This window comes from Bradyrhizobium sp. 31Argb (assembly GCF_043638955.1).
In the GTDB taxonomy this organism is placed as follows: Bacteria; Pseudomonadota; Alphaproteobacteria; order Rhizobiales; family Xanthobacteraceae; genus Bradyrhizobium.
Genome location: NZ_JBEGDB010000098.1, coordinates 1 through 26,710, shown reverse-complemented (window position 1 = coordinate 26,710; position 26,710 = coordinate 1). Strand labels below are relative to the sequence as shown.

23 protein-coding genes and 1 pseudogene are annotated in these 26,710 nt (G+C 63.2%); 10 read left to right on the top strand and 14 right to left on the bottom strand.

Going from position 1 to position 26,710, the window contains the following annotated elements; genetic code table 11:
* Nucleotides 1-74: 74 nt before the first annotated feature.
* The 5 genes from AAFX91_RS19960 to AAFX91_RS19940 all read right to left on the bottom strand — a co-directional run bounded on the left by AAFX91_RS19960 (nt 75) and on the right by AAFX91_RS19940 (nt 4,884).
* Nucleotides 75-1,364 carry a TRAP transporter large permease gene (locus tag AAFX91_RS19960; RefSeq protein WP_130581924.1) on the bottom strand — a complete coding sequence of 430 codons (1,290 nt, stop codon included), beginning with the start codon at nt 1,362-1,364 and terminating at the stop codon, nt 75-77.
* Nucleotides 1,365-1,370: 6 nt separating this feature from the next.
* Entirely contained in the window at nt 1,371-1,910 is a 540-nt protein-coding gene (locus tag AAFX91_RS19955; protein ID WP_130581925.1) for a TRAP transporter small permease, read from the bottom strand.
* A gap of 101 nt (nt 1,911-2,011) precedes the next feature.
* Entirely contained in the window at nt 2,012-3,007 is a 996-nt protein-coding gene (locus tag AAFX91_RS19950; protein WP_394567563.1) for a TRAP transporter substrate-binding protein, read from the bottom strand.
* Nucleotides 3,008-3,053: 46 nt separating this feature from the next.
* Complete coding sequence (locus tag AAFX91_RS19945; RefSeq protein WP_394567562.1) at nt 3,054-3,785, bottom strand: GntR family transcriptional regulator; 732 nt, start codon at nt 3,783-3,785, stop codon at nt 3,054-3,056.
* Nucleotides 3,786-3,951: 166 nt separating this feature from the next.
* Nucleotides 3,952-4,884, bottom strand: a complete 933-nt coding sequence (locus AAFX91_RS19940; protein WP_394567561.1) for a LysR family transcriptional regulator — start codon at nt 4,882-4,884, stop codon at nt 3,952-3,954.
* Between the two features lie 152 nt (nt 4,885-5,036).
* Here AAFX91_RS19940 and AAFX91_RS19935 point away from each other — a divergent pair, with 152 nt between their 5' ends.
* The 5 genes from AAFX91_RS19935 to AAFX91_RS19915 all read left to right on the top strand — a co-directional run bounded on the left by AAFX91_RS19935 (nt 5,037) and on the right by AAFX91_RS19915 (nt 10,010).
* Entirely contained in the window at nt 5,037-6,173 is a 1,137-nt protein-coding gene (locus AAFX91_RS19935; RefSeq protein WP_394567560.1) for an aldo/keto reductase, read from the top strand.
* A 126-nt stretch (nt 6,174-6,299) separates the two neighbouring features.
* On the top strand, nt 6,300-7,595 hold the full coding sequence (gene murA, locus AAFX91_RS19930; protein WP_130581928.1) for a UDP-N-acetylglucosamine 1-carboxyvinyltransferase: 1,296 nt from the start codon (nt 6,300-6,302) through the stop codon (nt 7,593-7,595).
* A gap of 75 nt (nt 7,596-7,670) precedes the next feature.
* The gene (locus AAFX91_RS19925) at nt 7,671-7,958 is read left to right on the top strand and encodes a hypothetical protein (protein WP_394567559.1); all 288 of its coding nucleotides are present in this window, start codon (nt 7,671-7,673) and stop codon (nt 7,956-7,958) included.
* Nucleotides 7,959-8,133: 175 nt separating this feature from the next.
* Entirely contained in the window at nt 8,134-9,537 is a 1,404-nt protein-coding gene (locus tag AAFX91_RS19920; RefSeq protein WP_394567558.1) for an MATE family efflux transporter, read from the top strand.
* On the top strand, nt 9,537-10,010 hold the full coding sequence (locus AAFX91_RS19915) for a DUF2867 domain-containing protein (RefSeq protein WP_394567557.1): 474 nt from the start codon (nt 9,537-9,539) through the stop codon (nt 10,008-10,010). The genes AAFX91_RS19920 and AAFX91_RS19915 overlap by 1 nt, the downstream gene beginning before the upstream one ends.
* Nucleotides 10,011-10,087: 77 nt before the next feature.
* On the opposite strand, the gene AAFX91_RS19910 is transcribed toward AAFX91_RS19915, so the two are convergent.
* Both AAFX91_RS19910 and AAFX91_RS19905 read right to left on the bottom strand, forming a co-directional pair.
* Nucleotides 10,088-10,573 carry an RlpA-like double-psi beta-barrel domain-containing protein gene (locus AAFX91_RS19910; protein ID WP_394567555.1) on the bottom strand — a complete coding sequence of 162 codons (486 nt, stop codon included), beginning with the start codon at nt 10,571-10,573 and terminating at the stop codon, nt 10,088-10,090.
* Between the two features lie 292 nt (nt 10,574-10,865).
* The gene (locus AAFX91_RS19905) at nt 10,866-11,984 is read right to left on the bottom strand and encodes an FUSC family protein (RefSeq protein ID WP_394567554.1); all 1,119 of its coding nucleotides are present in this window, start codon (nt 11,982-11,984) and stop codon (nt 10,866-10,868) included.
* A 129-nt stretch (nt 11,985-12,113) separates the two neighbouring features.
* Between AAFX91_RS19905 and AAFX91_RS19900 the strand changes: the two genes are divergently transcribed.
* Nucleotides 12,114-13,484, top strand: a complete 1,371-nt coding sequence (locus tag AAFX91_RS19900) for an MmgE/PrpD family protein (RefSeq protein WP_394567553.1) — start codon at nt 12,114-12,116, stop codon at nt 13,482-13,484.
* A gap of 6 nt (nt 13,485-13,490) precedes the next feature.
* Here the strand turns inward: AAFX91_RS19900 and AAFX91_RS19895 are convergent, their stop codons facing one another.
* The 5 genes from AAFX91_RS19895 to AAFX91_RS19875 all read right to left on the bottom strand — a co-directional run bounded on the left by AAFX91_RS19895 (nt 13,491) and on the right by AAFX91_RS19875 (nt 19,150).
* Nucleotides 13,491-14,057: a GNAT family N-acetyltransferase gene (locus AAFX91_RS19895; RefSeq protein ID WP_394567552.1), complete on the bottom strand. Its 567-nt coding sequence runs from the start codon at nt 14,055-14,057 to the stop codon at nt 13,491-13,493.
* Nucleotides 14,058-14,179: 122 nt separating this feature from the next.
* Entirely contained in the window at nt 14,180-15,607 is a 1,428-nt protein-coding gene (locus tag AAFX91_RS19890) for a serine hydrolase domain-containing protein (RefSeq protein WP_394567551.1), read from the bottom strand.
* A 147-nt stretch (nt 15,608-15,754) separates the two neighbouring features.
* Nucleotides 15,755-16,813 (bottom strand): helix-turn-helix domain-containing protein, encoded by a 1,059-nt coding sequence (locus AAFX91_RS19885; protein ID WP_394567550.1) that lies wholly within the window; start codon nt 16,811-16,813, stop codon nt 15,755-15,757.
* Between the two features lie 86 nt (nt 16,814-16,899).
* Nucleotides 16,900-17,784: a hypothetical protein gene (locus AAFX91_RS19880; protein ID WP_130582709.1), complete on the bottom strand. Its 885-nt coding sequence runs from the start codon at nt 17,782-17,784 to the stop codon at nt 16,900-16,902.
* Between the two features lie 4 nt (nt 17,785-17,788).
* On the bottom strand, nt 17,789-19,150 hold the full coding sequence (locus AAFX91_RS19875) for an MBOAT family protein (RefSeq protein ID WP_165421427.1): 1,362 nt from the start codon (nt 19,148-19,150) through the stop codon (nt 17,789-17,791).
* Nucleotides 19,151-19,326: 176 nt separating this feature from the next.
* Between AAFX91_RS19875 and AAFX91_RS19870 the strand changes: the two genes are divergently transcribed.
* The 4 genes from AAFX91_RS19870 to AAFX91_RS19855 all read left to right on the top strand — a co-directional run bounded on the left by AAFX91_RS19870 (nt 19,327) and on the right by AAFX91_RS19855 (nt 24,572).
* Nucleotides 19,327-20,244: a pirin family protein gene (locus tag AAFX91_RS19870; protein WP_130582707.1), complete on the top strand. Its 918-nt coding sequence runs from the start codon at nt 19,327-19,329 to the stop codon at nt 20,242-20,244.
* A 65-nt stretch (nt 20,245-20,309) separates the two neighbouring features.
* Nucleotides 20,310-21,224: a phosphoribosylaminoimidazolesuccinocarboxamide synthase gene (locus AAFX91_RS19865; RefSeq protein WP_394567549.1), complete on the top strand. Its 915-nt coding sequence runs from the start codon at nt 20,310-20,312 to the stop codon at nt 21,222-21,224.
* Nucleotides 21,225-21,475: 251 nt separating this feature from the next.
* Nucleotides 21,476-23,671 carry an SLC26A/SulP transporter family protein gene (locus AAFX91_RS19860; protein WP_394567564.1) on the top strand — a complete coding sequence of 732 codons (2,196 nt, stop codon included), beginning with the start codon at nt 21,476-21,478 and terminating at the stop codon, nt 23,669-23,671.
* A gap of 349 nt (nt 23,672-24,020) precedes the next feature.
* The gene (locus tag AAFX91_RS19855; RefSeq protein ID WP_394567548.1) at nt 24,021-24,572 is read left to right on the top strand and encodes a hypothetical protein; all 552 of its coding nucleotides are present in this window, start codon (nt 24,021-24,023) and stop codon (nt 24,570-24,572) included.
* 113 nt (nt 24,573-24,685) lie between these two features.
* Here the strand turns inward: AAFX91_RS19855 and ftsZ are convergent, their stop codons facing one another.
* Nucleotides 24,686-25,948: a cell division protein FtsZ gene (gene ftsZ / locus AAFX91_RS19850; protein WP_394567547.1), complete on the bottom strand. Its 1,263-nt coding sequence runs from the start codon at nt 25,946-25,948 to the stop codon at nt 24,686-24,688.
* Between the two features lie 499 nt (nt 25,949-26,447).
* Nucleotides 26,448-26,633, bottom strand: a pseudogene (locus AAFX91_RS19845) (IS5/IS1182 family transposase); the annotation flags it as partial.
* Nucleotides 26,634-26,710 lie beyond the last annotated feature (77 nt).

The following is a 26,710-nucleotide window of genomic DNA, read 5'->3' as shown; positions in this document are numbered from 1 at the left end:
TGAGCATGATCTCCGCGCAAACGCTTCGCGTTTGTCGCGAGGGAAAACCGGTGTCCACTTTTCCGGATCATGCTCTAGAAGCCGAACATCCTCGGTAATGCCAGAGACAGCCAGGGAACGTAGGTCACGATCATCAGCACCGTGAACATCACAAAATAGAACGGCCAGATACCGCGCATCACCTCGTCGACCGAGACCTTGCCGATGGCGCAGCCAACGAACAGGGTGGTCCCGACTGGGGGCGTCAGCAACCCGATACCGAGATTGAGCAACATCACGATGCCGAAATGTACCGGATCTATGCCGAAGCTCTTCACGACCGGCAACAGGATTGGCGTGCAGATCAGCAACAGCGGTGCCAGATCGAGTGCCGTTCCAAGAACCAGCAGCATGATGTTCAACCACATCAGCAGCATGTATTTGTTGCTCGATATCGCAACGAAGAACTCCGTCATTTTCGCCGGCATCTGCATCAAGGCGGCGACATAGCCGAAGGACGACGCTGTCGCGACGAGGGTGAGCACCATGGCTACCGTCTGCAGCGTCCGATAGATCAGCACAGGCAGATCCGACCACTTGTAGTCGCGGTAGACGAACATGGTGACGAAGAACGCCCAGACGCAGGCGACCGCGCCTGCCTCGATCGGCGTAAATACGCCGGAGAGGATGCCACCCAGCACGATCGCTAGTGTCACGATCCCCCACAGCGCGTCGCCGAGCACTCTGATCGCCTGGCGCATCGGCACGGGCTCGCCCTTTGGATGCTCGTCACGATACGCGTAGAACAGGCAAAGCAGCATCAACGAAAAGCCGAGCAGCAGCCCTGGAATCACGCCGGCGAGAAACAGACTGGTAATCGAGACCACCCCACCCGTCGCCAGCGAATAGATCACGGAATTGTGGCTTGGCGGGATGATGATGGCTTGAAGCGAAGCGCTGATAGTCACGTTGGTCGCGAACACCCGCGGATAACCTTTCGCAGCCATTTCGGGAATCATAACCGAACCGATCGCTGACGTGTCGGCGACCGACGATCCCGAAATTCCGCTCATGATCGTGGTCGCGAGGATGTTGATTTGCGAGAGGCCGCCCCGCAGGCGCGTGAATCCGACCAGCACTGCGGCAAAATCGACCAGCCGTCTGGCCATACCGCCTTCGGCCATAATGGCGCCCGCCAGCACAAAAAACGGGATCGTCAGCATCGAGACCTTGCCGACGCCGCTGGCAAACTGTTGCATGACGGCACCGACGGGCAGGTCGATCCAGAGCGCGCCGGCGAGCGACGAAAGCGCCATCGCATAGGCGATCGGCATGCCGATGGCGAAGAAAAAGCACATGCTGAGAAGAAGAATGGCGATATCCATGGGGATTCACTCGACAGGAACGTGAGCATCGCTGCCGTCACGCGGTGGCGGACCGATGGTCAGGCGCTCGACGACGAACAGGAACATCATCGCTCCGCTGACTACGATCGGAAGGTAGGTGACCCCGACCGACAGCCATGGAAATTCGTCGACTGAATTGCCCCAGGTGGTCTGAACGAGCTTCAATCCCCACACGAACATGAACAGCGCAGTCACGCCCATCAACAATTCACTCAATATCAGCGAGGCGCGGCGCAACACCGGCGGCAGCAAATCGGTACCCACCGTCATGCTCATGTGAATGCGCTGACGATAGCAGTTGGCTGAACCGATGAAGGTGATGCCGACCGTCAGTAACACGGCCATCGGCTCGGGCCATGACGAAGCGCTATTCAGGACATATCGGGTATAGACTGCCCACGGAATGACAGAGCAGACGAGCACGAGCGCCACACAGGCAATCACGGCTCCCGTCCAGTAGACTGCATTCACAAGCCGCCGGAACATGCCGGTCCAATAAGCTCGGGACCGTTGCTCGTCATACATTTGGACCTCGCAAGAATAACAGCGATTCAAATTGCTCCGGCAAATCCGGCGTCCGGGGGAAGCGGACGCGGTTCGGCCATTCGCCCGTTGCAGCGCGGGAGCTATTGGACCGCCTCGATCCGCTTGATCATTGCGGCGTACTTTGCGCCATACTTGTCCCAAACCGGCTTTACGGCGTCCTGGAATGGCTTCTTGTCGATATCGGTGATGATTTCGGTCCCGGCAGCCTTCATCTTTGCGATGGCTGCGTTTTCCGCCTCGTACCAAAGCACGCGCTGCTCGGCCTGCATTTCCTTGGAAAATTTTTTGATCAGTGCCTGATCGTCCGGCGACAGCTTCTGCCACGACACGCGCGAGAACACCACGATTTCCGGAATGATCAGGTGCTCGGTCATCGTGAAGTATTTGGCAACCTGATAGTGGTTCTGCGCTACAAACGAAGGCGAATTGTTTTCCGCGCCATCGACCACGCCGGTCTGCATCGAGCTAAAGACCTGATCGAAGCCGAGCGCGACTCCGTTGCCGCCAAGCGCGTTCATGGTGTCAACGAACCGCGGATTACCAATCATGCGGATCTTGAGGCCCTTCAGATCGGCCAACGTTCGGACCGGCCGCTTGTTGTTGTAGATATTGCGCGAGCCAGCGTTCATCCAGCACAGCCCAATCAGACCAGCCTTGTCGTTCGCCGAAATCTTCGCAAGCAGCTCATCGCCGATCTCGCCATCGATCACCTTCTCCATCTGCCTGGAGTTCCGGAATACGAAGGGCAGGTTGAAGACGTTGACGTCGTCCACGACCGGGCCGACGGCCCCGACCGAAATACGAGCGATCTGCAGCGCGCCGAGTTGCGCCTGCTCGATCATTTCCTTTTCGCCGCCAAGTTGCATGGACGGGAACATCTGGATCGACAGCCTTCCATTGGTGGCGGCTTCCAGCTTCTTGCCCATCCGGACCATGGCTTCGACCGTCGGATAGCCCGACGGATGAACGTCCGCTGCCTTAAGGACCGTTTTTGTCTGGGCCTGCGCGGGGGATTGCTGGATAACAAAAGCCGCGCCGAACCCGGCGCTCAGCTTGATGAAGTCGCGCCGTTTCATCTGGATCCTCCCAATATATTGTTGTCGTTGTCGTTGATCTTCAACCTCAGGTTTGTGCGTCGAAGAACTCCGGGTTGATATTTTGAGTGGCGGAGATATCGACGAGCAGCCTTTCGAGATGCCTGGCCATAGCCATTCCCGCAGCCGGCGGATCATGATCCTCGATCGCAGTCATGACGCGTTCATGCTCCGCGATCACCTGCCTCATTCGCCCAGGTTGCGGCAGCGTCAGGCGGCGATAGCGATCCACGTGGACCTTCACCTGCAGGATCAGCTTCCAGATGCCCGGGTATCGCGCGATCTCGGCGATGGTTGCGTGGAACAGTTCGTCCGCTTGATGGAATGCTTCGCGATCGCTGGCGGCGCTCGCTTCGCGCTGGCGTTCCAAGATAGAAAGCAAATTCAGGATCTGGCTTGAGGTGGCGTGCTCTGCCGCCAATCGGGCGGTGGTTTCCTCCAGCGCCTTGCGGATGGTGATCGCCTCCGGCAACGCCGCGATTGGAATGCGCGAGACGAAGATGCCGGATTGCGGATATATCTCCACAAGACCTTCGTCCGACAATTTCAGGATAGCCTCGCGGACGGGCGTCCGGCTGACGCCATGGGAGAGCGCGATTTCCGCTTCCGAGATCGCCTCGCCCGGGCGTCGCTGCAGTGACACCAATTCGGCGCGCAGATCCGCATAGATCCGCGCCGACGCCGTCGCTGTTCGTGGCCGACCGCCGCGGCGATTGCCGGCGGCACGGACGGTGGCTTCGGCTTTCCTCATGGAGCGCATGACAGCATCCTAATTAATATATTAGTATATGAACTGGAACGAGCCAAGCCGGATTTGCTTGGTTGCACCTACAAATTGTGCTGCCGCCATGACAGTCTAGATGACGGCCATCTACTCGCGCGGCGCCAACGCCATACGGCTCGCGCTGCCGGAGTAGCCTTGTCTCTTAGCCGGCGTCGGTCGCGGCCAATGGCGGCAGGCTTTCGGACTTGCGCGTGAGGTCGATGAGCTGGCGGAAGCCGGGCGGCGGTTGGCGGCGGCTCGGATAGTAGATGGTGAAGGGCGGGCCTTCGGAGGCCCATTCCGGCAGCAGAATTTCCAGCGCGCCGGATGCGACTTCCGCTTCGACCCGCCGCGCCAGGCAATAGACAAAGCCCACGCCGCGTAACGCCATGTCGACGGCGTGCTCGGTCTCGTTGGCGCATACCGGCCCGCGGACGTCGAGCCGGATCATCGAATCGCCGTTGCCTAGTTCCCACGGGAAGTTGCGGTTATCGCCGACGCGCATCTCGACGCACGGAAGCTGCAGCAGATCGCCGGGAGCGTCGGGACGGCCTGCACGCGCGATCAGTTCGGGCGAGCCGACCACGACCCACTTCAACGGTTTCGTCAGCGCGATCCCCACCATGTCAAGCGGCACGCGATCGCCGTAGCGGATGCCGGCGTCAAAACCCTCCGCGATGATCTCGACCATGCGGTCCTCGACGGTCACGTCGACATGCATGCCCGGAAACTCCTTGCAGTAACGCGGCAGCACAGGACCAAGCACGAGGCGCGCGGCATCACGGAGAACGTTGAGACGAAGCCGCCCCACCGGCACACGCCGATGGTTCTCCAGCCCGGTCAAGGCATCGCGGATGGTGCGAAATCCGTTCTCCAATTCAGCAGCGAGCGAGGCGCCGGCCGCGGTCGGCCTGATGGAGCGGCTGGAGCGATGCAGGAGCCTCACGCCCAGATCGGACTCCAGCTTGCGCAGGCGATGGCTTAGGGCGGACGTACTCACGCCGAGCTCAATGCCCGCTTTGGCAAGGCTGCCCCGGCGCACGATCGTCAGGAACACGTTCAAATCCGCCAGCATGTTTCGGTCGAACGTTTTCATGAACGGCCCCTCAAGGCGTCGTTGAGTTGCACTCAACGAACCTACCCTGGTGGCCGCCGTTTTACGACCCATACTCAAGCTTGAAGGAAGAGGCGCCGCGCATGGAGCCACGCTTCTCGGCGCCTTCCCCGCATGACCGAAGGAGACACGCGATGACGAAACGAACTGGCAGTCGCAGGGATTTTTTCACCGTCGCCGCGGCAGCGGTCGGCGCCCTCGCGGCACCGTCACTGGTTACAGCCACCACCGACACCAAAGGAGACAATCGCATGGCACAGGCAAATCGCGCGACACAACTTTTCAAGCCGGGGTTCCACTTCGGGCTGGGCGGCGTCCCGCTTGGCAACGAGTTCAACAAGGTCACGGACGAGGATGCCGAGGCGACGCTTGAGGCTGCGTGGAGCGCCGGCGTGCGCTATTTCGACGTGGCACCCTGGTACGGCTTCGGATTGTCGGAGCGCCGCTTCGGCCATTTCCTGCACAACAAGCCTCGCGGCGACTACGTGCTGTCGTCCAAGGTCGGCAAGCTGTTCAAGGCGTCGAAGAACAACCGGCATGCGGAAATCTTTCCGCTATCGGACTCGCCGAATGACGTCACCTATGACTACACCGGCGACGGCGTTCGCCGTTCGATCGAGGACAGCCTGCAGCGGCTCGGCGTCGACAGCCTCGACGTGGCATTCGTCCACGACATCTCGCCGGATTTTCCATACTTCCCGACATCATGGCAGGAGCAGTTCGCGATCGCCGAACGCGGCGCATTCCCGGCGCTCTCGCGCATGCGCGAGGAAGGCATCATCAAGGCGTGGGGCATCGGCGTGAATTGCCCGGAGCCCATCCTGCGCGTCATCGACGTTGCCGATCCCGACGTCTGCCTGTGCGCCTCGCAGTACTCGCTGGTCGATCATGCCAACGCCGTCAATCAGGTGTTCCCGGCGGTGCGGAAGAAGAATGTGTCGCTGGTGATCGGCTCGGCGCTGAACGCAGGCTTCATCTCCGGCAGTCCGCGCTACAATTACGGGCCGAACAATTACAAGATCTCTCCGGCCCATATCGAGAAACGTGACCGCCTGCGCGCAGCGGCCGCCCGCCACGGCGTCGATCTGCGGACCGCAGCGTTGCAGTTTTCATCGGCTCCTGACGTCGTCGCCGCGCTGGTCGTGGGTGCGAGCAGCCACCGGCAAATCCTCGAGGACTACAATTCGATGCAGGCCAAGATCCCTGCGGAATTCTGGCAGGAGCTGAAGGAAAGCGGGCTGATCGAGCAGGCAGCAACAGTCCCGGCCTGACGGCGGGGACAGCGGATCGCTGAGGGCATGACTTCGACGAGCCTTATGTGCTATGTCGCTCTGACTGCCCATTGATTCCGTTACGGAATCTTCCACGAGCGAACCAACCAACCCGTCGAGGACAACGTGGCGCCCATTCAATATATCGTCGAGGGCGGCCACCGGCTCTCCGGCACGATCGAGCCGTCCGGCAACAAGAATTCGGCGCTGCCGATCATCGCGGCAGCGCTCTTGACCGAGCATCCGGTCACGCTGACGAATGTGCCGCGGATCCGCGACACCGAGACGCTGGTCGAGCTTTGCCGCTCCGTCGGCGCCTCGGCCGAGTGGACCGAGCGCAACACGCTTCTGATCCACGCCAAGGAGATCCGCGCCGCCGATCTCGATCCGGAACTGTGCGCGCGGATCCGTGCTTCGATCCTGCTCGCCGGGCCCCTGCTCGCCCGCTGCGGCGAGGTCGCATTGCCGCCGCCCGGCGGCGACGTGATCGGCCGCCGCCGCCTCGATACGCATTTCCTCGCGTTTGAGCAGCTCGGCGCGACCGTCACCGCGACCCACCGACTGGAGTTCCGCGCCTCCCGCCTGAGGGGCGCCGACGTGTTCCTCGACGAGCCCAGCGTCACCGCGACCGAGAACGCGCTCGTCGCGGCCGTGGCCGCTCGCGGCACCACCTACCTGCGCAACGCCGCATCCGAGCCGCATGTGCAGGATCTCGCGAATTTCCTGGTCGCGCTCGGCGCCAAGATCGAGGGCATCGGCACCAATACCATCATCGTCCACGGCCCCGCCACGCTCGGCGGCACGCACTATGCGATCCAGCCCGACCACATCGAGGTCGGCTCGCTGATCGGGCTTGCCGCCGTGACGCGTTCGCCGCTGCGCATCGCGCGCGCCGGCGTCGAGCATCTGCGCTCGATCCGGATGGGTTTTGAGCGGCTCGGCATCGTCTGCGGCGTCGAGGGTGACGATCTCGTGGTGCCCTCGGGCCAGACCATGAAGATCCATGATGATTTCGGCGGCCATGTGCCGAAGCTGGAGGACCAGCCCTGGCCGGCCTTCCCGGCGGACTTGATGTCGATCGCGATCGTCACCGCGACGCAGTGCGATGGTGTCATCCTGATGTTCGAAAAGATGTTCGAATCGCGGATGTTCTTCGTCGACAAACTCATCGCAATGGGTGGCCGCATCGTGTTGTGCGACCCGCATCGCGCCATCGTCGCCGGTCCGAGCCGGCTGCGTGGCGCGCCGATGACCTCCCCCGACATCCGCGCCGGCATGGCGATGCTGCTTGCGGCCGTCTGCGCCGAAGGCACCTCCACCATCAACAATGCCGACCAGATCGAGCGCGGCTACGAGCGGATCGAGCAGCGGCTGAACGCGCTCGGCGCCAGGATCACCCGCGTGCCCGAACGCGTGCGGTAGAGAATCACCACGACGATTGGAACGATCGGCCGACCTGTCGGTTGCACTGCCAGTTCCCCACAGGCAGGTGCGTCCATGCGCGTTCGTCTGCCCAGATTTCTCCAGATCACCGGTGGTGATGCCGCCAATCTCACCATTGCCGCGGCAGCGGTCGCGGCGCTTACGATTTCGCTCTGGCTCACGCACGGCCGCGAAACCTCAGGCGATGCCCCGGGCACGCAGGTGGTGATTCCGCTCCATTCGGCGGCGCTCCTGACCAGCGAGCGCGCCCATGTCAGCGATCCCCGCGTCGGACAGATCGCCGACGGCGTCATCGAGGCCCAGGAGCGCGAAATCAACGCGATCAGGCAGGGCAAGCCGTAACCCAGGACATTTTTCGTTGACCTTTGCGAGCACGTAGCCCGGGTGGAGCGAAAGCGTAACCCGGGACAGTCGCATCAGCATTCGCGAGCGGCCCCGGGTTACGCAATGGCGTTCCGGGCTATTGCAGTGGCCGTTCCGCCACCTTTTAGGCGCGCGGCGGTGCTAATCTCGGCCCATGACCTCAACCGAGAACATCGAACGCGCTTCGATGGCGCCACGCGTGGCCGCGCGTGCGCCTCGTCACCATTTGCGCGACGAGCTCGCTGAGACCCTGCGCCTTGCGGTGCCGATGGCGCTGACGCAGCTCGGCCAGATCGCGATGATGACGACCGACCTCGCCTTCATCGGCCGGTTCGGCGACGAGGCCGTCGCTGCCGCGGCATTGGCGGGGACGGTCTACTTCGTCAGCTTCACCTTCGGCATGGGCCTGATGTCCGCCGTCGCCCCGCTGGCGGCGCAAGCCTTTGGCGCGCGCAATCCGCGCATGGTGCGGCGCTCGCTTCGTGTCGGGCTGTGGGCCGCGCTGTTCATCACATTGCCGCTGATGGTGTTGCCGTTCCGCGGCGAACAGATCCTGCTCGCGCTCGGCCAGGCCGCCACGGCCGCGCAGCTCGCGCAGCAATATCTGTTCGGCCTCGCCTGGGGCATGCTGCCGGCGCTGTGGTTCATTGCGATCCGCGGCTTCATGAGCGCGGTCAACCGGCCCGAGCCGGTGCTGTGGATCACGCTCGCGGCGATCCCGGCCAATGCGCTGCTGGTTTATCTCCTGCTCTACGGTGCTTGGGGATTGCCGTCGCTCGGGCTGTTCGGGGTGGGCATTGCCACCTCGATCGTCAATCTCGGGACCTTTCTCGCCGGCCTATGGTTCGCCTCCCGCCGCCCGCCGTTCCGGAAATATCAGGTGCTTGGTCGCGTCTGGCGCCTCGACTGGCCGCTGATGCGACAACTCGTCATCGTCGGCGCGCCAATCTCGGTCTCCTTCCTGCTGGAATATGGCCTGTTCGGCGCCGCGGGGCTCTTGATGGGCCTGATCTCGACGGCCGCGCTGGCCGCGCATCAGATCGCGCTGCAGATCGCGGCCATCCTGTTCATGGTGCCGTTCGGCATCGGCATGGCGGCCACCGTCCGCGTCGGCCATGCCGTCGGCCGCGCCGATGCGCCCGCGGTCAGACGCGCAGGGATCGTCGCAACCGGGCTCGGCATCGCCTTCATGTCGGCGATGACGCTTTGCGTCATCCTCGGACGATTCGCGATCGCCGAAATCTTCCTCGGCGAAGCGGCCGAGGCAACCGCGCAATTGACGGCCTCGCTGCTCCTGGTCGGCTCGACCTTCTTCATCGCCGATGGCGTGCAGACGGTTGCCGCCGGCGCATTGCGCGGCATGAACGATACGCGCCTGCCGCTGCTGTTCGCCACGATCAGCTACTGGCTGATCGGGTTCACCTCCGCATGCCTGCTCGGCTTCGCGACCACGCTCGGCGCCGTCGGCATCTGGATCGGGCTATCGGCCGGAACCGCGGCCTATGCCCTTCTGCTCATCTTGCGTTTCCGTCTGCTGAGCAACAGATTGGCCATGTGATGAAAGCGCGCGAAGTCACGCCCGATATCGATCCCGGCCCGTTGCTCGCCGGTGCAGAGTTCATCGACGCCTTTCGCATCGCCGTCGACGGCACCACGCTTGATGCGCGCAAGGCGGCCGAGAAGATGTTCGCGCGACGCCAGCGCTGGATCGAAGCCCTGTTGCGATTACGCAATTTGATTGTCGCGCCGCTTGGCCTGAAGACATCGGGCGAAGGCGATAGGGCATCGCATGGCATGGTGGGCATGTTTCCGGTTCTCAGCGAAACGCCGGAACGGCTGGTGGCCGGCTTCAACGACAGCCATCTCGATTTTCGTGTCGTGGTCGATGTCACCGCCCATGCCGGCGGCCAGGAGGTCACCACCACCACGCTGGTGCGGACGCATAATTGGCTCGGCCGGACCTACCTCGCGATCATCCTGCCCTTTCACCGCCTGGTCGTGGCCGCGATGCTGCGGCAGGTCGTGCTTTAGATTCAAACCGCATCGCGCGCTCGGGCGTGTACTTGTGACCCCGCGCCGGAGATCAGGGCGCGCAGAGGTCTCAAGAATCAGCGGCGAGGAGGCCCATCGACCGGTCCGGGGATCCAATCGTCCCCTGAAAGCGGCCTGACTGTTACGTCATCAATGACCCCGAGCTGCAGGCTTGGATCGAAGTGGCGCATCGTCCGCTCATTCAGGTCAATGATACGGCCAGGCGTCAGTGGGCCCACGTCATTTATCTTGACGATGACCTTCTTGCCTACAGCCTCAACGAGGGCATACTTCGGCCTCGCGCCATATTGGACCCCACCGAATTTCTGACGCAAACTTGTCTTGATGGCAGCCGCCCAGACAGAGGGATCATAGCGCTCGCCGGAGGCTGTGTTCGGGCCGCCCTCCCGCCATCCGGGCCGGAACGGATTGTACATGGATGCTGCGCCAACGATCGCATCTCCAGAAGCGGCTGCGCTGATTTCACTGCGAGCAACGGTAACAGAAATGGCAAGTGCGACTACGGCGCCGCACATTGCGGCGCTCGAGCGGAAGAGCATCATGACTCCTTGATTGATTTTCTTCGATCGTTCGGTTCCCGATGCCGCAAAGCATGGTCAAGCGAACGCGGAGGCGTTCACGAACTCATGCCAATTTTTTGCGGATTCGTGCCGATGCTGGCGATGGAACCGTTTGTGGGAACCTGGGCGGTCCTCACACAGTGTTTTTAATTCTCACCGACTAAGACAGAGATTGCGTCAGCAACATGACTGAATAGAGCTTCTTTGACAGCGCGTGAGTAGGAGCAAGCGTTCTGGCGACAAGCCGACATCCACGGCTTTACGAGTACACGCCCTAATCTTCGGCCGGCTCTTTCGCCGCCGACGACGTCTCCGACCACTCGCCGACGACGCGATCGAGATCGAGCAGGTTCTGCCGCATCTGCTCCAGCGAGAATCCCAGCGCGAAGAAGCACTCCGCCGTGCCGACGGGCTGGCCGCGGATCAGGCCCTCGCTGCGAACGGCGGCGACTTCGTTCGCATAGCGCTGCAAGGCGGCATGAACAGGCGCGATCGGCGGCGCGCCCGCGCCCATGCGCAGCGCTGCGGCTGCCGAGCGCAGATAGAGCGTGATCGCCTTGCTGACGTCGGACAGGGGCGCTGCAAGCCGTGCCTGCACATTCGCCGGCAGCGGTACCACCGTGGCGCGGCCGATCATCACGACATCGTGGCGCAGTCGCAAAATGGTCCGCAGCAGCGGCCCGGTGTCCGGACCGGACGATAGATGCGCGGAGCGCTCGCGCTCGGCCTCCGCGCCGGTCGCATTCAACCCTTCCAGCGCGGTGCCGATGCCGTCCTGGATGCGGTGTAGGGCGTCATTGTCGCGCCCGCGCGTCAGGCCGGCGAGCAGTTCAGTGAAGGCGGCCGCGATCAATTCCAGCAGGCGCGCGGCGTTGACGCGGATCTGGCTCACCGCGCGCGACGGCAACACCAGGAACGACACCAGAAGTCCTGTAATGGCGCCGACGGCGACCTCGCTGACGCGGTCGATGGCGGATGCCAGCGGATCGGCGTGATGCAAGGTCGGAACCAGCAGCACGATCACGGCCGTCACAGTGGCCGCGCTGAGGCTGGGATTGATGGCGGCGATGAAGGCCAAAGGCGCAACCGCCAGCACCAGCAAGCCCAGCAGGCCGCTCTCCCCGGAATACGGGATCAGCACCGCGATGGCGCCGCCATAGATCGCGCCACCGATGGTGCCGAGCATGTAGTCGCGGGTCGCCTTCAGCGACCGGCCGACACTCATCTGGGTCACGATCAGCGAGGTCAGCACCGCCCAGAGCGGCAGCAGGAGGTGCAGCGCCACGGCGACCGCATAGGCGATCGCGGCCGCCACCGTAACCCTGACTGCCAGCGCCAATTGCCCCTTTCGGGAGCGAATCCAGCCGAGCACATGTTTCGCGGTGGCTGTCATGCGACCGAATCCCTGATGCTCACGACGATCCTATGGCTGATGTTCGGCATGGCTGATGCCCGCGGCGCGAAGGCGGCTTGAAACGTGAAACCGGCCCGCCTACCGTGCCACGCGAAACGAGGAAACACGATGGCCAACGAAACCGCAACGCTCGCCGCCTACGTCGCTAACCTGAATTTTGCAGATATACCACCGGAAGTATTGCAGCGGGCAAAAGTGCTGACGCTGGACTTCCTGGGCAGCACGATTCGGGCGCGGCGCGAAGCCGAATCCACGCCCTCGCTTTTGAAGATGCTGGAAGCGCTGGCGCTGGACGGCAAGGGCGAAGCCACCGTGTTCGGCGACGGCAAGACCTGGACGCCGGCGGTCGCGGCGCTGCTCAACGGCGCGCTCGGCCATTCGCTCGACTTCGACGACACGCATGCGGATTCCTCGCTGCATCCGAGCGCGCCCGTGGTGCCGGCCGCGTTCGCGGTCGGCGAGATGGTCGGTGCCTCCGGCCGCGACGTGCTGACCGCTGTTGTCGCGGGCTATGAGGTCTGCTGCCGGCTCGGCAACGCGCTCGATCCCACCTCGCATTATGCGCGCGGCTTCCACCCGACTGCGACCGCCGGCACCTATGGCGCGGCGGCGGCGGCTGCGAAACTGTACGGGTTATCGAAGGAGCAGATCATCGCGGCCTTCGGCGTTTCCGGCAGCCAGGCCGCGGGCTCGTTGCAGTTCCTGATCAACGGCGCCTGGAACAAGCGCTACCAGGTCGGTGCCGCCGCGATGAACGGCGTCATCGCCGCAACGCTGGCGCGCAACGATTTCGTCGGCTCGGTCGAATCAGTGGAAGGCAAGCATGGCCTGCTCGTCGGCTACAGCGACGATGCGCACCCGGACAAGGCGATTGCGGGACTTGGCAGCATCTTTGAGACCATGAAGATCGGCGTCAAACCCTATCCGAGCTGCCGTTACACCCATGCCGCGATCGATGCGCTGATCGCGATGCGGCGCGAGCACAATCTGACGCCGGATCAGGTGAAGCGGGTCGAGATCGGCCTGCACCGCAACGGCATCACGCTGACCGGCGACGCCGCCACCAAGCGGCACCCGACTTCGATCGTCGGCGGCCAGTTCTCGATGTTCTTCACCGGCGCTGTTGCCCTCGACCAGGGCCGCTTCGGCTGGGACGACTACAACCGGCTTGGCGATGCCGCGATCGACGCGCTCGCCGACAAGTTCGATGTGGTGCAGGACGATCGGCTCGAGATCGGCCGCACCCATCCGTTCGGCGCGCGCGTCAGCATCACCACCGATGACGGCGTGCATGAGCGGCTCAATGCCGACCCGTCCGGCGAGCCGTCATCGTTCCCCGATGCGCAGGCGATGCAGCAGAAATTCCTGACGCTGGCCCGCCCGGTCCTGAACGGCCGCGCCGACCAGTTCGCCGATGCGATCCTGTCGCTGGAACGTTTCGACCGCGTGGAAAAGGCGACGCAACTGGGCCGGCAGTAGGCTCTCTCAAGCCGTCCATCGATCGCGCTCGGTCACCCAGATATCGACGGTATCGCCGTTCAACTCGGCCTGACCGTCGATTTTCGCACCAAGCCGGCGCGCCACGCCCTGCGAGGCAACGTTGACCGGATCGATGCAGTGAATGATGCGGTCAACCGCAAGGTTGGCGAACACCCAGTCGATGGCGGCGCGCGCTGCCTCAACCGCATAGCCTTTGCCGCGACGTTCCTTGGCGATGCCCCAGCCGACCTCAAACCCCGGCCAGCCCGCCGGGTACCAAGGACCCACACGGCCCACATATCGACCGGATGATCTTTCCTCGACGGCAAACATGCCGAAACCATACAGCGCCCAGTGCCCGGCGATGACCGCCGCATTGCGCCAGCCAGTCGTTTCGTTTGTCACCGCCTTGTGGTCGGGCGTGATAAATCGCGCCGTCTCGGGATCGGCAAGCATGGCGGTATTCGGCGCGATGTCGGAAGCCTTCCACGGCCGCAGGATCAACCGCGTCGTCTCGATCGTGGGACCGTGAAATTGCGCCTGCGTTGCGCCGGACTTGAGCCAAGCGACCATTGCTCCTGCACCCTACTGACCAGAATGAGAAGATCCGCGGATATCACCCAATCTAGCGGAAAAGCGTTCGTCCAGGTAGCGGCTCACTACTACTGTTGACCGCGCGTCCAGGTGAGAACTATTCAATCGCCGCCGGCGAGTTTTGCGTTGCCGCCGGTCGCGGTCATGACGTCCCAAACCAGTTCGAACACGCCGTCGCCCTCCGGCGGCCAGTTCGGCGATCGCCCGAGGCGAACGACGACGAGCCGTTCGCTCGGGACGATGATCACATATTGGCCTATCGTGCCCTTGGCGAAGAAGGCATCGCGCGGCCAGCCATGCCCGACGCGGTAAGTGGCGCCAAGACTGTCGCCCTGGTTGGTCCAGAAGCCGGCGCCATAGCCGACCCAGGCATTCCGGGTCGGCGTCGCCGAGTAATTCACCCAGCCCTCCGGCAGAATGCGCTTGCCGCCAACCACACCGTCATTGAGATAGAGCAGGCCGAACCGCGCCCAGTCGCGCGCACTCGCCAGCATCTGGCTCGATCCTTCCGCATTGCCCGCGGCGTCGAATTCGAGTGTCACATGACGCATGCCAAGCGGCGCGAACAGCTCAGAACGTGCAAAGCGCATCATGTCGGCTGGCGTGCCTCCCACTGCGTCGCGGATCAGACGGGCGAGAATGATGGTGTTGCCATCGTGGTAATTCCAGGCGGTGCCCGGCGCCGTCTCCAGCGGCATGCTTTCGGCGTAGACCGCCATATCCGGCTCCAGGAATTTCATCCGGTTCACCGGCTCGAGCGCGGACGCGAGCGAGGCCTGCAGCGAGCTGCCGAGCGCCAGCCCTGCGGTATGGCGCAGCAAATGCTCCATCGTGATCGCGCGGCGAGGATCACCAGCGCCTTGCCACGCCGTAACAGGCGCAGGCTGATCGAGCGTGAGCGCCCCCTTGCGCACCAGAATTCCCGCGAATGCCGACATCACGGATTTGGTCGCGGAGAAACCGAGTAGCGGGGTATCAACGCCGATCCCTTCCGCATAGCGTTCGGCGACGATGCGGCCGTCCTTGAGGATAATGACGGCCCGGGTGTGGCGGGCTGGCCCTTGCGCAGGCTCGGCGAAGGCGCGGTCGAGCGCGACGGCTAGGTCAGGAGTCTGCGGCGCGACGGTCGAGGGACCCGCGATGTCAGGCAGCAGCGGCTGCTGCTTGCTATCCAGCGACAACGTGAACTCGGCAGCCCGCGTGCCGTGGTCGAGATAACAGCCGAACCCTTCGCGATAGACGGCGTGGCTGCGGCCGAGGCCAAGCAATGTCACCGTGACGTCGCGCCTGGCGCGGTCCACGCGATAGCCGAGCGCCCATGAGATCAGGCCGGCACCGGGCATTGCCGCTGTCGTCTCGGCAAGGATCCTCTCGGGCTCGAGCCCGGAGACAAAGATCTCCGAACACAGGATGCCGGCGACAAAGCCCGTCGTGACTTTCGGCACCTCCCGCGCCCACGCGACGGAGAGCGCCAGCGCGCTGACCGTGGCGGTGGCAGCAAGGATCAAGATCAGCTTTCGTCGGGTCACCGCTGCCTCCGGGATTGGTCGTTCATCGCCCAAGAGGAAGCGCAACGCAGCCGCCGCCCGCTCGCCGGATTTGCAAATGGCGCTGGCCGAAAGCTGAAACGGCCTCGCCGATTTCAAAATTATGCAATGATTACAATGAGCGACGCGTCAGGCCGCCGATGCCTTGAGGCGGCGATATTCGGTCGGCGTCAGCCCCGTCCCTGCCTTGAAGGCGCGGTTGAACGGACCGAGCGACTGGAAGCCGGCATCCATTGCGATGGTGATGACGGGAACTTCGGCCTGCGCCGGATCGGCCAGTGCGGCCTTGGCTTCCTCGATCCGGTGATTGTTCAGGAAGGTATTGAAGTTGCGATAGCCGAGCCGCTGGTTGATCAGCCGCCGCAGCCTGTATTCCGGTATCTTGAGCTTCGAGGCCAGCGTGCCGACGGTGATGTTCTCCTGGCGATAGATCCGCTCGTCCGCCATCAGCCGCATCAGCGCATCGACCAGTCTCTGGTCGGCGGCGCCTTCGATCGCGGTCGGTTGGCTCGGCACGTCCGCGGGTCTGGCCGCGGCCGGGAATAGATCGGTGCCGTCGATGCGCATCATCAAATACGCGATGGCGGCGACGATGCAGGCGAGCACGGCGGCGTTGATGGTATTGGCAATTTCGCCCGCGTTGCTGCCCGCGATCGCGATCTGCAGCAGCGCGTTGATGCCGCCATAAAGCGCGGCGGCGCAAACGATAAACACCCGGATGCGACGACGCCGCTCGACCAGATCGGCGGACCATGATGTGACGGTTTGCGCAACCGCCAGCGCGATGAAACCGATCGCAAGCAGATTGGTCGCGATGATGGGCAGGCGCGCATTCCCTGACGGAGAGAGCCACACGCAGCTCGCGAAGCTGAACGCGGCGACCGCCAACCAGACCACGCCGTGCCACCGGCGCAGCTTGAAATCATCGTCGAACAGCGCGCGCGTGAACAGCCAGAACACCACGACGGTGGCGGTCGAAAGCGCGATCAGCGGCGCGTGCCAGACCGATGGCAGCGAGGTCGCGCCGATCGAATAGCTTGCGGCATGCGCCGCCGAGCCCAGCGCAAGCGCCGCGGCCAGCCGCCCCGCCACCATCCTCCTGAAGTCAGTGACCAGCAACGCCGCAAGCACCAGCAGCAGCGCTACGCTGGCGGCGCGAAGGCAGAGTTCGAGTGCGGCTGTTGTCATCGTTCAATCCGTTCGGCCGAGACTTGAACGGCACTCACCGAGCATCATCCGTCGAACGGTGTCTTTCAATAGGCCACCGGCCGGCCTCACCTCAGCGCGGCGGAGAAGCGTTGATCGAAGTAGCGGCTGACCAGCACCGCCGATCGCGCGTCCAGGTGCACGCCGTCGTCCCATCGCAGTTCGTTACGATCGACGTCGATGGGTAGCCAGCGGCTTTGATCCGGAAACGCGCGATAGACGAGCTCGCGTGTGGTCCTGACATAGAGCGACGTCTCGATCGGCGCGGCGTAGGGCATTTCCATCAGCAGCACGCGGGCGCCGCGCTTTTCCAGCACCTCGATCAGCCGGCGGATCATCTCGATATTGACCTTGGCGGCGGCGCTCGGGTCTTCGGACTCCATCTCTCCGATCGCCCGCTCCAGATAGACGTGGTTGTCGAAATTGCCGGGCGGCTGCTCGAGCAGGCTTTTCAGCCGGGCCGCGATCTGGGCGTGAGTGACGGGGGCATGCACCCGGTTCTCATAGGCAGCAACGGCGGTCCGGATCGGACGCAAGAACAGCGCCTCGTGCCCTTCCTTGGTGGAGAAGCGCTTCACCAGCTCCGCATCCGGTGCACGGGACAAGATGTTGATCTCGACGACGATCAGCTTGGGGAGCTGCCGCTGGCTCGCGAGGATTTCGAGCGCCGTGACGGGCGACCCGCCGGCGAATGCTAGATTCCCCACGCGCGGCGTTTCGAAATATTCCTCCCGGAGCCGGAAGGTCAGCGAGCTGCCCACGAACACGATATCCGGAACGGGATTGTCGACATAGCGATTCACGATGACGAGCGCGCCATCGCGCGCCGTCGTTGCCGGCAATTGCAACGTGTGTCCGAACCGCGCGGTCGCGATGCAGCAGGCGAGCAGCAGCAGCGCGGCCGCAACGGCGCTCTTGATCAACCAGGCGGTGGGTTTCGGCTGCTTTTCCATGCGATCAGAACTGGAAATAGATGAAGGCACTCTCCGGCCCCGCCTCAAGATAGGCAAGCGCGACCAGCGCACCATAGACATATGGCTCCCACCGCATCAGCGCGGTCTCGAACAGCGATGCGATGCGCATATGCTGCAGCAGGACCGGCAGCGCGTAGAGCAGCGCAAGATTGTAGAACAATTTTGGCGGATTCGGATTGGTGGTCGGCGTGAACATGCCGGTGAGATAGGCGAGCGCATGATCGAAATTCGGCAGCTTGAAGAAGATCCAGGCCATGGTGACGCAGAAGAACACCACGCCCATGCGCAAGAGGCGCAGCGGCACGGAATCGATCGCCTGCAGCACATGCAGGAACGGCCGCTCGATCACCAGGAACAACCCGTGCACCAGCCCCCACGCCAGATAGCTGAATCCCGCGCCGTGCCAGAGGCCGCCGAGCCCCATCACGATCATCAGGTTGAGATAGGTCCTGATACGTCCATGCCGGTTGCCGCCCAAGGGGATGTAGAGATAGGTGCGCAGCCAGGTCGACAGGGAAATGTGCCACCGGGTCCAGAATTCCGAAAACGACAGCGACGTATAGGGCAGATCGAAATTGATCGGCAGGCGGTAACCGAACAGAAGCCCCAGACCGATCGCGATCGCCGAATAGCCGAAGAAATCGGCGTAGATCTGATAGCCGTAAAGGAAAACGAGCAGCCAGCGGTCCTGCGTTTGCAGCGTCTCGTAGAGCGGGAAGTCCATATAGGCCGTCATCTCGTTGAGATTGTTGGCCACATAGAGCTTGAAGAAGAAGCCCGCGATGATCCATTTCGTGGCTTCGACGAACGGCACGTCGGCAAGCTGCTTCGGCTGGATTTGCGGCATGAACATGCCGGCACGCGTGATCGGCCCCGAAACGAGCTGCGGAAAGAAGATGATGTAGAGGAAGACATCGGCAAGAGGCGGCCGCGGCGCCTTGCTGCGCGTGAGGTCGACCAGGAGGCTGATGTTGTGGAAGACGAAAAAGGAGATGCCGATCGGCAGCGGCAGCCTCAAGAGGAAGTCGATCGCCGCATTGTCGACCAGCACCGGCGCCTTCGGATCGAGAAACAGGAATTTGTATTTGAAGAAAGCGAGCAGGGCGAGGTTGAAGACGATGCCGGCCGGCAGCCAGCGGCGTTCGTGCAGCGAAAGCGCCAGGAACAGGTAGGTCCCGCCGACCGCGACCGCGAGCAGCGGCAGCAGCTCAGGCTGGCCGTATCCATAGAAGAACAGGCTCGCGACCACCAGGAGCTGGACCTGGAACCGCCGCACCGGCGGGAGGTAGTAGGCGACAAATACGATCGCGGCAAACAAGCCGAATTGCCACGACGTGAAAGTCATGTTCCGGGGGCCTCGCGGGAACCTTGAAGCCCATGCCATGCCCCATCGGCAATTCCCAAGTCAAGCCAAGATGACGCGAAACGCCGGCGCTGGCGCCGGGCGGCATGTCCGGGATGATGGCGTGCAGGCGGCGGATTCCTGCTATCATTAAGGCCACGAAAAAGGAGTCCCCCCTCATGAGCTGGCTTCCCTCCAACGATCCGATCCTCGGCGATCCCAAGACCTGCGACGCGCTGGAGCTCGTCATCGTGCCGCGCACCCGCGATCTCGGCGACGGATTTGCCGTGCGGCGCGCGCTGCCGCATGGCAAGCGGCAGATGGTCGGCCCCTTCATCTTTTTCGACCATTTCGGGCCGATGCAGTTTCTCGCCGGCAAGGGCATGGACGTGCGGCCGCATCCGCATATCGGCCTTGCCACCGTCACCTATCTGTTCGACGGCAGCATCATGCACCGCGACAGCGAGGGCAACATCCAGGAGATCCAGCCCGGCGCGATGAACCTGATGACCGCAGGCCGCGGCATCGCCCATTCCGAACGCACGCCTGATGTCCAGCGCCGCGACGGCCAGAAGATGCTCGGCCTGCAGAGCTGGATCGCGCTGCCGCAAGCCAGGGAGGAGATCGCGCCCTCGTTCCAGCATTATGCCGCCGGCGACCTGCCCATGATCAGCGAACGCGGCTTCACCGCGCGCGTCATCGCCGGCTCGTCGTTCGGCATCTCCTCGCCGGTCGAGATGGTCTCGCCCTGGTTCTATACCGAGGTCACGGCAGAAGCCGGCACCAGCGTGCCGCTCGACCCCGATCACGAGGAGCGCGGGATCTATCTCGTCGACGGCGAAGTCGAGATCGCCAATGAACGTTATGAAGGCCCGCGCCTCCTGATCTTCCGGCCTGGCGACCGCATCACGGTAAAGGCGCTGCAGCCCACGCGGATGATGTTCCTGGGCGGCGACGCGCTGGAAGGCCCGCGCCATATCTGGTGGAATTTCGTCTCTTCCAGCAAGGAGCGGATCGAGCAGGCCAAACAGGACTGGAAAACCGGACGTTTCGAGCCAGTCCCGCAGGAACATGAGTTCATTCCGCTGCCGGAGTGAGCTATCTCCTCGTCGCTTTATGTCGCCCGCAATCTCGCGGGCGGCAGCTTTGAAGGTCTGACCAGATGAATGCGATGCGCGCCAGCGACCTGCCCTTGCCGCAGATCGGCCGCGGCAAGGTCCGCGATATCTATGCCGTGGGCGACGACCGCGTGCTGCTGCTGACCACCGATCGCATCTCGGCATTCGACGTGGTGATGGCCGAGACCATCCCGATGAAGGGCGCGGTGCTGACCCAGATCAGCGCGTGGTGGTTTCGCCAGCTCGAGGGCACCGTGCCGCATCACATGATCAGTGCCGATGCCGACGAGATCATCCGCGAGGTGCCCGCTCTGAAAGGCCATCGCGCCGATATCGTGGGCCGCGCGATGCTGTGCCGGCGCACCCTCGTCTTTCCGATCGAATGCGTGATCCGCGGCTACATCTCCGGCTCGGCCTGGAAGGAATATGCCGCGCACGGCACGTTGGCTGGAGAAAAGCTGCCGACTGGCCTCGTCGAGAGCGCCAAGCTCGAGCCCGCGATCTTCAGCCCGGCGACCAAGGCCGAGACCGGGCATGACGAGAACATCACGGTGGCCCGCGTGCGCGAGATCGTCGGTGGCGAGGTTGCCGACACGCTGGAGCGGATGGCGCGCACGGTCTACGCCTACGGCGAAAAGGTGAGCCGCGAGCGCGGCATCATCATCGCCGACACCAAGTTCGAATTCGGGCGCGACCAGGATGGACGGATCATCCTGATCGACGAGGTGATGACGCCGGATTCGTCGCGCTTCTGGGCGGTCGATGTCTACAAGACGGGCCAGCCGCAGCCGAGCTTCGACAAGCAACCCTTGCGCGACTATCTCGACACTGAGCGCCGCGCCGGCCGCTGGAACGGCGACGCACCGGCGCCGCCATTGCCGGCCAGCGTGGTGGAGGCGACCAGCAAGCGCTACCTCGAAGCCTATCGGCGCGTGACGGGTTCGGACCTCAAAATCTGACCCCGTCATTTGCGAGCGTCGTAGCCCGGGTGAAGCGAAGCGCAAGCCGGGACAGCTCGATCCACAGGCGAGACCGCCCCCGGATTGCGCTTCGCTTCACCCGGGCTACGTCACTCAACAATTGGGCCCCATAGTTATAGGTTCCCTCCGCGGGAACGACGAATGCACGCATTGACACAAAAATCTTGTTGTCGCGGCCGGCTGCGCTCGTTTACCAGTGACGCGGCTATCAGGGGCAAATGCAAGGCGTGGTGCATCGAAACGTCAATCTCGGTCCGCGGATTGGTCGCGCGTTCAGCGATATCATCGGCGGCAGCGCCGCCAGCGTGCTCTCGATTACCTTCGGCCTGTCCTACGCGCTTCTGATCTTCGCCGGACCGCTGTCGCCCTATCTCGCTTACGGCGTCGCCGCCACCTTCATCTCATCGGCGATGCTGGCGCTGGTGATCGCGCTCGGCAGCTCGCTGCCATTTGCGGTCGCGGGTCCCGAGAGTTCCACCGCGGCGATGACGGCGATCCTCGCCTCCGCGCTGGTCGAGCGCGTAGCGGCCACGAATCCAGCGGCGCCGATGCTGGCGCCGGTCCTGATCACGCTCGGGCTTGCCACCATCATCACCGGCATCGTGCTGTGCGGCTTCGGCGTGACGCGGATGGGCCGCGCCATCCGCTATGTGCCCTATCCCGTCGTCGGCGGCTTTCTCGGCGCCACCGGCTGCCTGCTCGTGCTCGGCGCCGTCAGGGTCATCACGGGCGTGGAGCTGAAGTTTGCGACGCTACCTCAGTTCGCAAATGTCATCACCATCGCCGAGCTGTCGGCCGCCTGCGCCATGGCGCTGATCCTGTACCTGACCTGGCATCGCTCGCGCAGTCCGTTCGGACTGCCGGTGATCCTGGTCGGCGGCGTGCTCATCGGCCATCTCGCATTCTGGATCATCGGCCTTACGCCCGCCGAGGCGCAGGCCGCGGGCTGGACCTTTCAGCCGCCGCCTCCGACCCGATTCATGCTGCCCTGGAGCGCGGTGAATTTCGCTGACTATCCCTGGTATGCCGTACCGGACCTGCTCGGCAACCTCGTCGCCGTCGTCTTCGTGACGGCAACCAGCACCCTCTTCAACACCACCGGCATCGAGGTCGCCGCGCACCGCGAGGCCGACCTGGAACGGGAACTCAATATCGCCGGCCTCGCCAATATCCTGACCGGCGCCCTGGCCGGCTACGCCGGTTGCACCTCCACCACCCGCTCGCTGCTCAGTCTGAACAGCGGCGCTACCGGCCGCCTTTCCGGCATCACGGTTGCGGTCGTCTCGCTCTTGATGCTTGCGGTCGCACCCGAATTGCTGGGCTACATGCCGAAATTCGTGCTCGGCGGCCTGTTGATCTATCTCGGCGCCGATCAGCTCCACAAATGGATCGTCGAGTCGCGACGGCGGCTGTCGAAGACCGAATATGTGTCGCTGCTCGCGATCATCCTCATCATCCTGCAATGGGGCTTCGTGGCCGGGGTTTTGATCGGCGTCGTGATCGGCTGCGCCACCTTTGCCTTCAGCGCCGCGCGGATCGAATCGATCAAATATGGTTTTGACGGCACGGAATATCGCAGCTCGCTGGACCGCTCGCGCGATGATCTGGACCTGCTGGCGGACCATGGCAGCGAGATCCAGGGCCTGAACCTGCAGAGCTATCTGTTCTTCGGCTCGGCCAACCGCCTCTACCAGCACGTCAAGGCGCTGCTCGCACGCCATCCGGAATGCCGCTATCTGGTGTTCGACTTCAAGCTCGTCACCGGCATCGATTCATCGGCGGCCTACAGCTTCGCGCAGATCAAGCGCAGCGCCGATGAGCGCGGCGTCAAGCCGCTGCTGGTGTATCTGGCGCCAGCAGCCGAAAAGACCTTGCGCTCGAGCGGCTTCATGTCCGGCGAGGTCAGGATCGAGCCCGAGCTCGATCATGCGCTGGAATGGTGCGAGAACGAGATCATCGCCGAGCACCGCGGGCTGGAGCAGGAGGAAGCCAGCCTGCGCGACTGGTTCACCGGGATTCTCGGTTCCGAGCGGGAGGCAAGCGCGCTGATGCATTATTGCGAGCGCGTCGAGGTCGATGCCGGAGAGACCATCGTCCGCGCCGGCGACGCCGTGGATTCCATGCACTTCATTCTGGACGGACGCGTCGGCGTGATGGTCGCGGCCGATGATGGCCGCCCGACCCGCGTGCGCAGCCTCGGCCGCTACACCACGGTCGGCGAGATGGGCCTGGTCTCGCAATCGCGGCGCAGCGCCACCATCCAGGCCGAGGTCGCAAGCGTGCTCTACGTCCTGAACACGCATCAGTTCGAAGCGCTCAGGGACGACGACCCCGCGCTCAGCCACAAGCTGCTGACCTATTTCGTCTCGATCATGGCCGAGCGCCTGAGCTTCGCCAACTGCACGATTGCAGTGCTGCGGCGATAGATAGCCGCGATGCCGTAGGGTGGGCAAAGCGCAGCGTGCCCACCATTTTGGCTCGAGTGCGGATGGTGGGCACGGCTTATGCGCGCCTTTGCCCACCCTACGCCGCTAGGCTTCGACGCAACTCAAGTGAGGCTTCCGCTCTCTCTTCCGGTGGACCACCGTTGCATCGGACATTGAAAGTTAATCACTTGTTAACCATACGGTCGCCTAATGCGAATGATTTGGAGGGAATTTGGATTCACCGCTCCGGCGACGCGAACGAAGTCGATGCCTTTGTCGGCCGATCTTACCATTCGTTCGTTTGCCAGGCTGACGGTTCGCGTTACGGCTGTCCTACGCGGAGCAAAAAATGTCCGGAGAGAATGATCTAGTGGGCACTCTCAGCCGCGATCTCGATCGCGCGCGCGGAAAACGCGACGCACTAGCATCCGATGTCACGACACTCACGGCTCAGATCGCCGAGATCGAGGCCCGCCTTTCTGAGGAAAGAGTTCGGCGCGAACGCAATCACGTTCTGGGCGAAATCGAAGCTATAAAAAAGCGAATCGCGCAAACCGGCAAAGCGTTTACACCTGTCATCAGCGAGCTCTGCGAGGCGACCGAGATGGCCGCGGCAGTCGTGCCCGAAGCTCGCGAGTTCAATAATTTTCTATCATCCGTCGCGACCGAAGTCGAAGCCGTCATCGATCCCTTATTGCGCGAACTGGACCGACGCGCGGATGCGGTGCGAGTCGGCCACGCTGCACTGGATCTCCCGCGCCTGGCCAATGAGGCGCCAACCGAGCTGCCAAAAGATAGTAATGATCGCCTGCTTGGCTTGCTCCGTCTTCCAGCATGGCTGTCGCGCAGCAAGGAGGTTGGAAAAGAAGCAGCAGAGAACCCGGACGGCACAGCCGCGTAGAACATCGGCGCGCTGCGCACCTCAAAGAAGACCCTCGATGCGCGTGTGACGGACTTTTTGCAGCCGTCTACTTCCGGCACTTGGAAAGAATTACTTTGGTTCCTACCACGTGCTCAGGTGGCCTTGCGGCGCAGGAAGGCCGGGATATCGAGAAGGTTCTCCTCGATCAAATTCCGCCCGGGAGAGGAGCGGCCGTACGGATCGACGCCTTGCGGAGCCGCATGGCGCGCATGTTCCGACATCGGCGCTGCCGGTCGCCCTTCAGGATGGCGGGTCGTCGGGCGGAGCAGCGGACTCTCTGATTGCGGCGCGGGTGCGCCACGCTCGATCCCGTTGGCAACGCGACGGTTGTCGTTCCGCAGCCTGCCCGCGAGTTCGGTAAGTGCGCTTTCCGCCGGTTGCGTCCGTTGCGCCGGGCCAAGATTATCGATGCCGGTCGCCACCACCGAGACGCGGACGATGCCTTCCAGGCTTTCGTCGAAAGTGGCGCCGACGATGATGTTGGCGTCGGGGTCGGCCTGTTCGCGAATGCGAGTAGCGGCTTCGTCGACCTCGAACAACGTCAGGTCCTTGCCGCCGGAGATCGAGATTATGAGGCCACTGGCGCGCTTGATCGAGGGGTCCTCGATCAATGGATTGGAAATCGCGGCCACAGCGGCGTTGAGCACGCGCTTCTCGCCGGAAGCCTCGCCCCTGCCCATCATGGCTTTGCCCTTCTCGCGCATGACCGAGAGAACGTCGGCAAAATCGAGATTGATCAGACCTTCCTTGACTATCAGGTCGCTGATGCATGCCACGCCCGAATAAAGCACTTGATCGGCCAGGGCGAAGGCATCCGCGAATGAAGTTCTCTCGTTGGCCACCCGGAACAGGTTCTGGTTTGGGATGATCAGCAGCGTGTCAACCGCCTTCAATAGTTCGGCAATGCCTGCTTCGGCAATGCGCATGCGGCGCTGACCCTCGAAGTGGAATGGCTTGGTGACGACACCAATGGTGAGAATGCCAAGCTCGCGCGCGGTCCTGGCTATAACGGGCGCCGCCCCAGTGCCCGTACCGCCGCCCATGCCGGCCGTAACAAACACCATGTGCGCGCCGGTCAAATGATCGCGGATTGCATCGGTCGCCTCTTCGGCCGCAGCGCACCCCACTTCGGGCTGCGCGCCGGCGCCAAGACCCTTGGTCACCTGGCTGCCCATCTGGACGATGCGCTTGGCCCTCGACATGCCAAGTGCCTGCGCGTCGGTATTGGCAACGATGAAGTCGACCCCACTCAGCCCGGCGGCGATCATGTTGTTGACGGCATTGCCGCCAGCACCGCCGACCCCAAACACGACAACGCGCGCCTTCATCTCCCTGATATCGATGGTATGGGTCATTTTTGCCTCACGTTGCTCCGGCAAGTCGGGAATGAGAGGGCGCGGATCAGCTATGTACAAGCCCTGCGGTCTGTTTCCACTTCGGTCCTGCCATCATCCGAAAGTGAGCACGGCAACTGGCATCGCTTGGCCAGCGAACGAGCGGCCTCCGGCGAGACTGTCAGGCGGGCACCTGGAGCGGCATATGTCAGCGCCTCAACGGACATCGGCTGTTCTCCTAGAACGAACCGGGCGGTAATCGGCTGATGATGACCGGGCGATGACTGCAGGCTAGGCTGCGTTGGTTAACAGAGTGTTAAGAGCATGATCCGGAAAAGTGGACACCGGACCTTCAGGTTATGAGCCTGAGGGTGAATGGAGCCATGACGAACCTCAGCGTCGTAGAGCCTGAGAACCAATTCGGTCTGCGGGTAGACGGCATCCGAAGTAGCGGATGTTGAAGACCTCGACGGTCGAGCGGGGCGGGATTTGCGCTCCGCTCCGCTATGGGTTGGCGCAGCTATGCGTTGGCGAGGCGATGTCCCTGCAGGATGTTGTTGGTGAGGGCGTACCAGAGCACGACGGCACGGACCTTGTCGATGCCGCGCACGGTCAATTGCCTGAGGTCCCAGTTGCGCCAGCGGGCATGGATGCATTCGCAGATCGAGCGGGCCTGGTACTGTGCCGTGCCGGCGTCACTGGCCATGGGGAGTGTCAGAAGTTTTGTGTAAGAGCGCCTCTGTGAGAGGTTTGCGGGGTCAGCGGACTGACCCCATGGGGTCA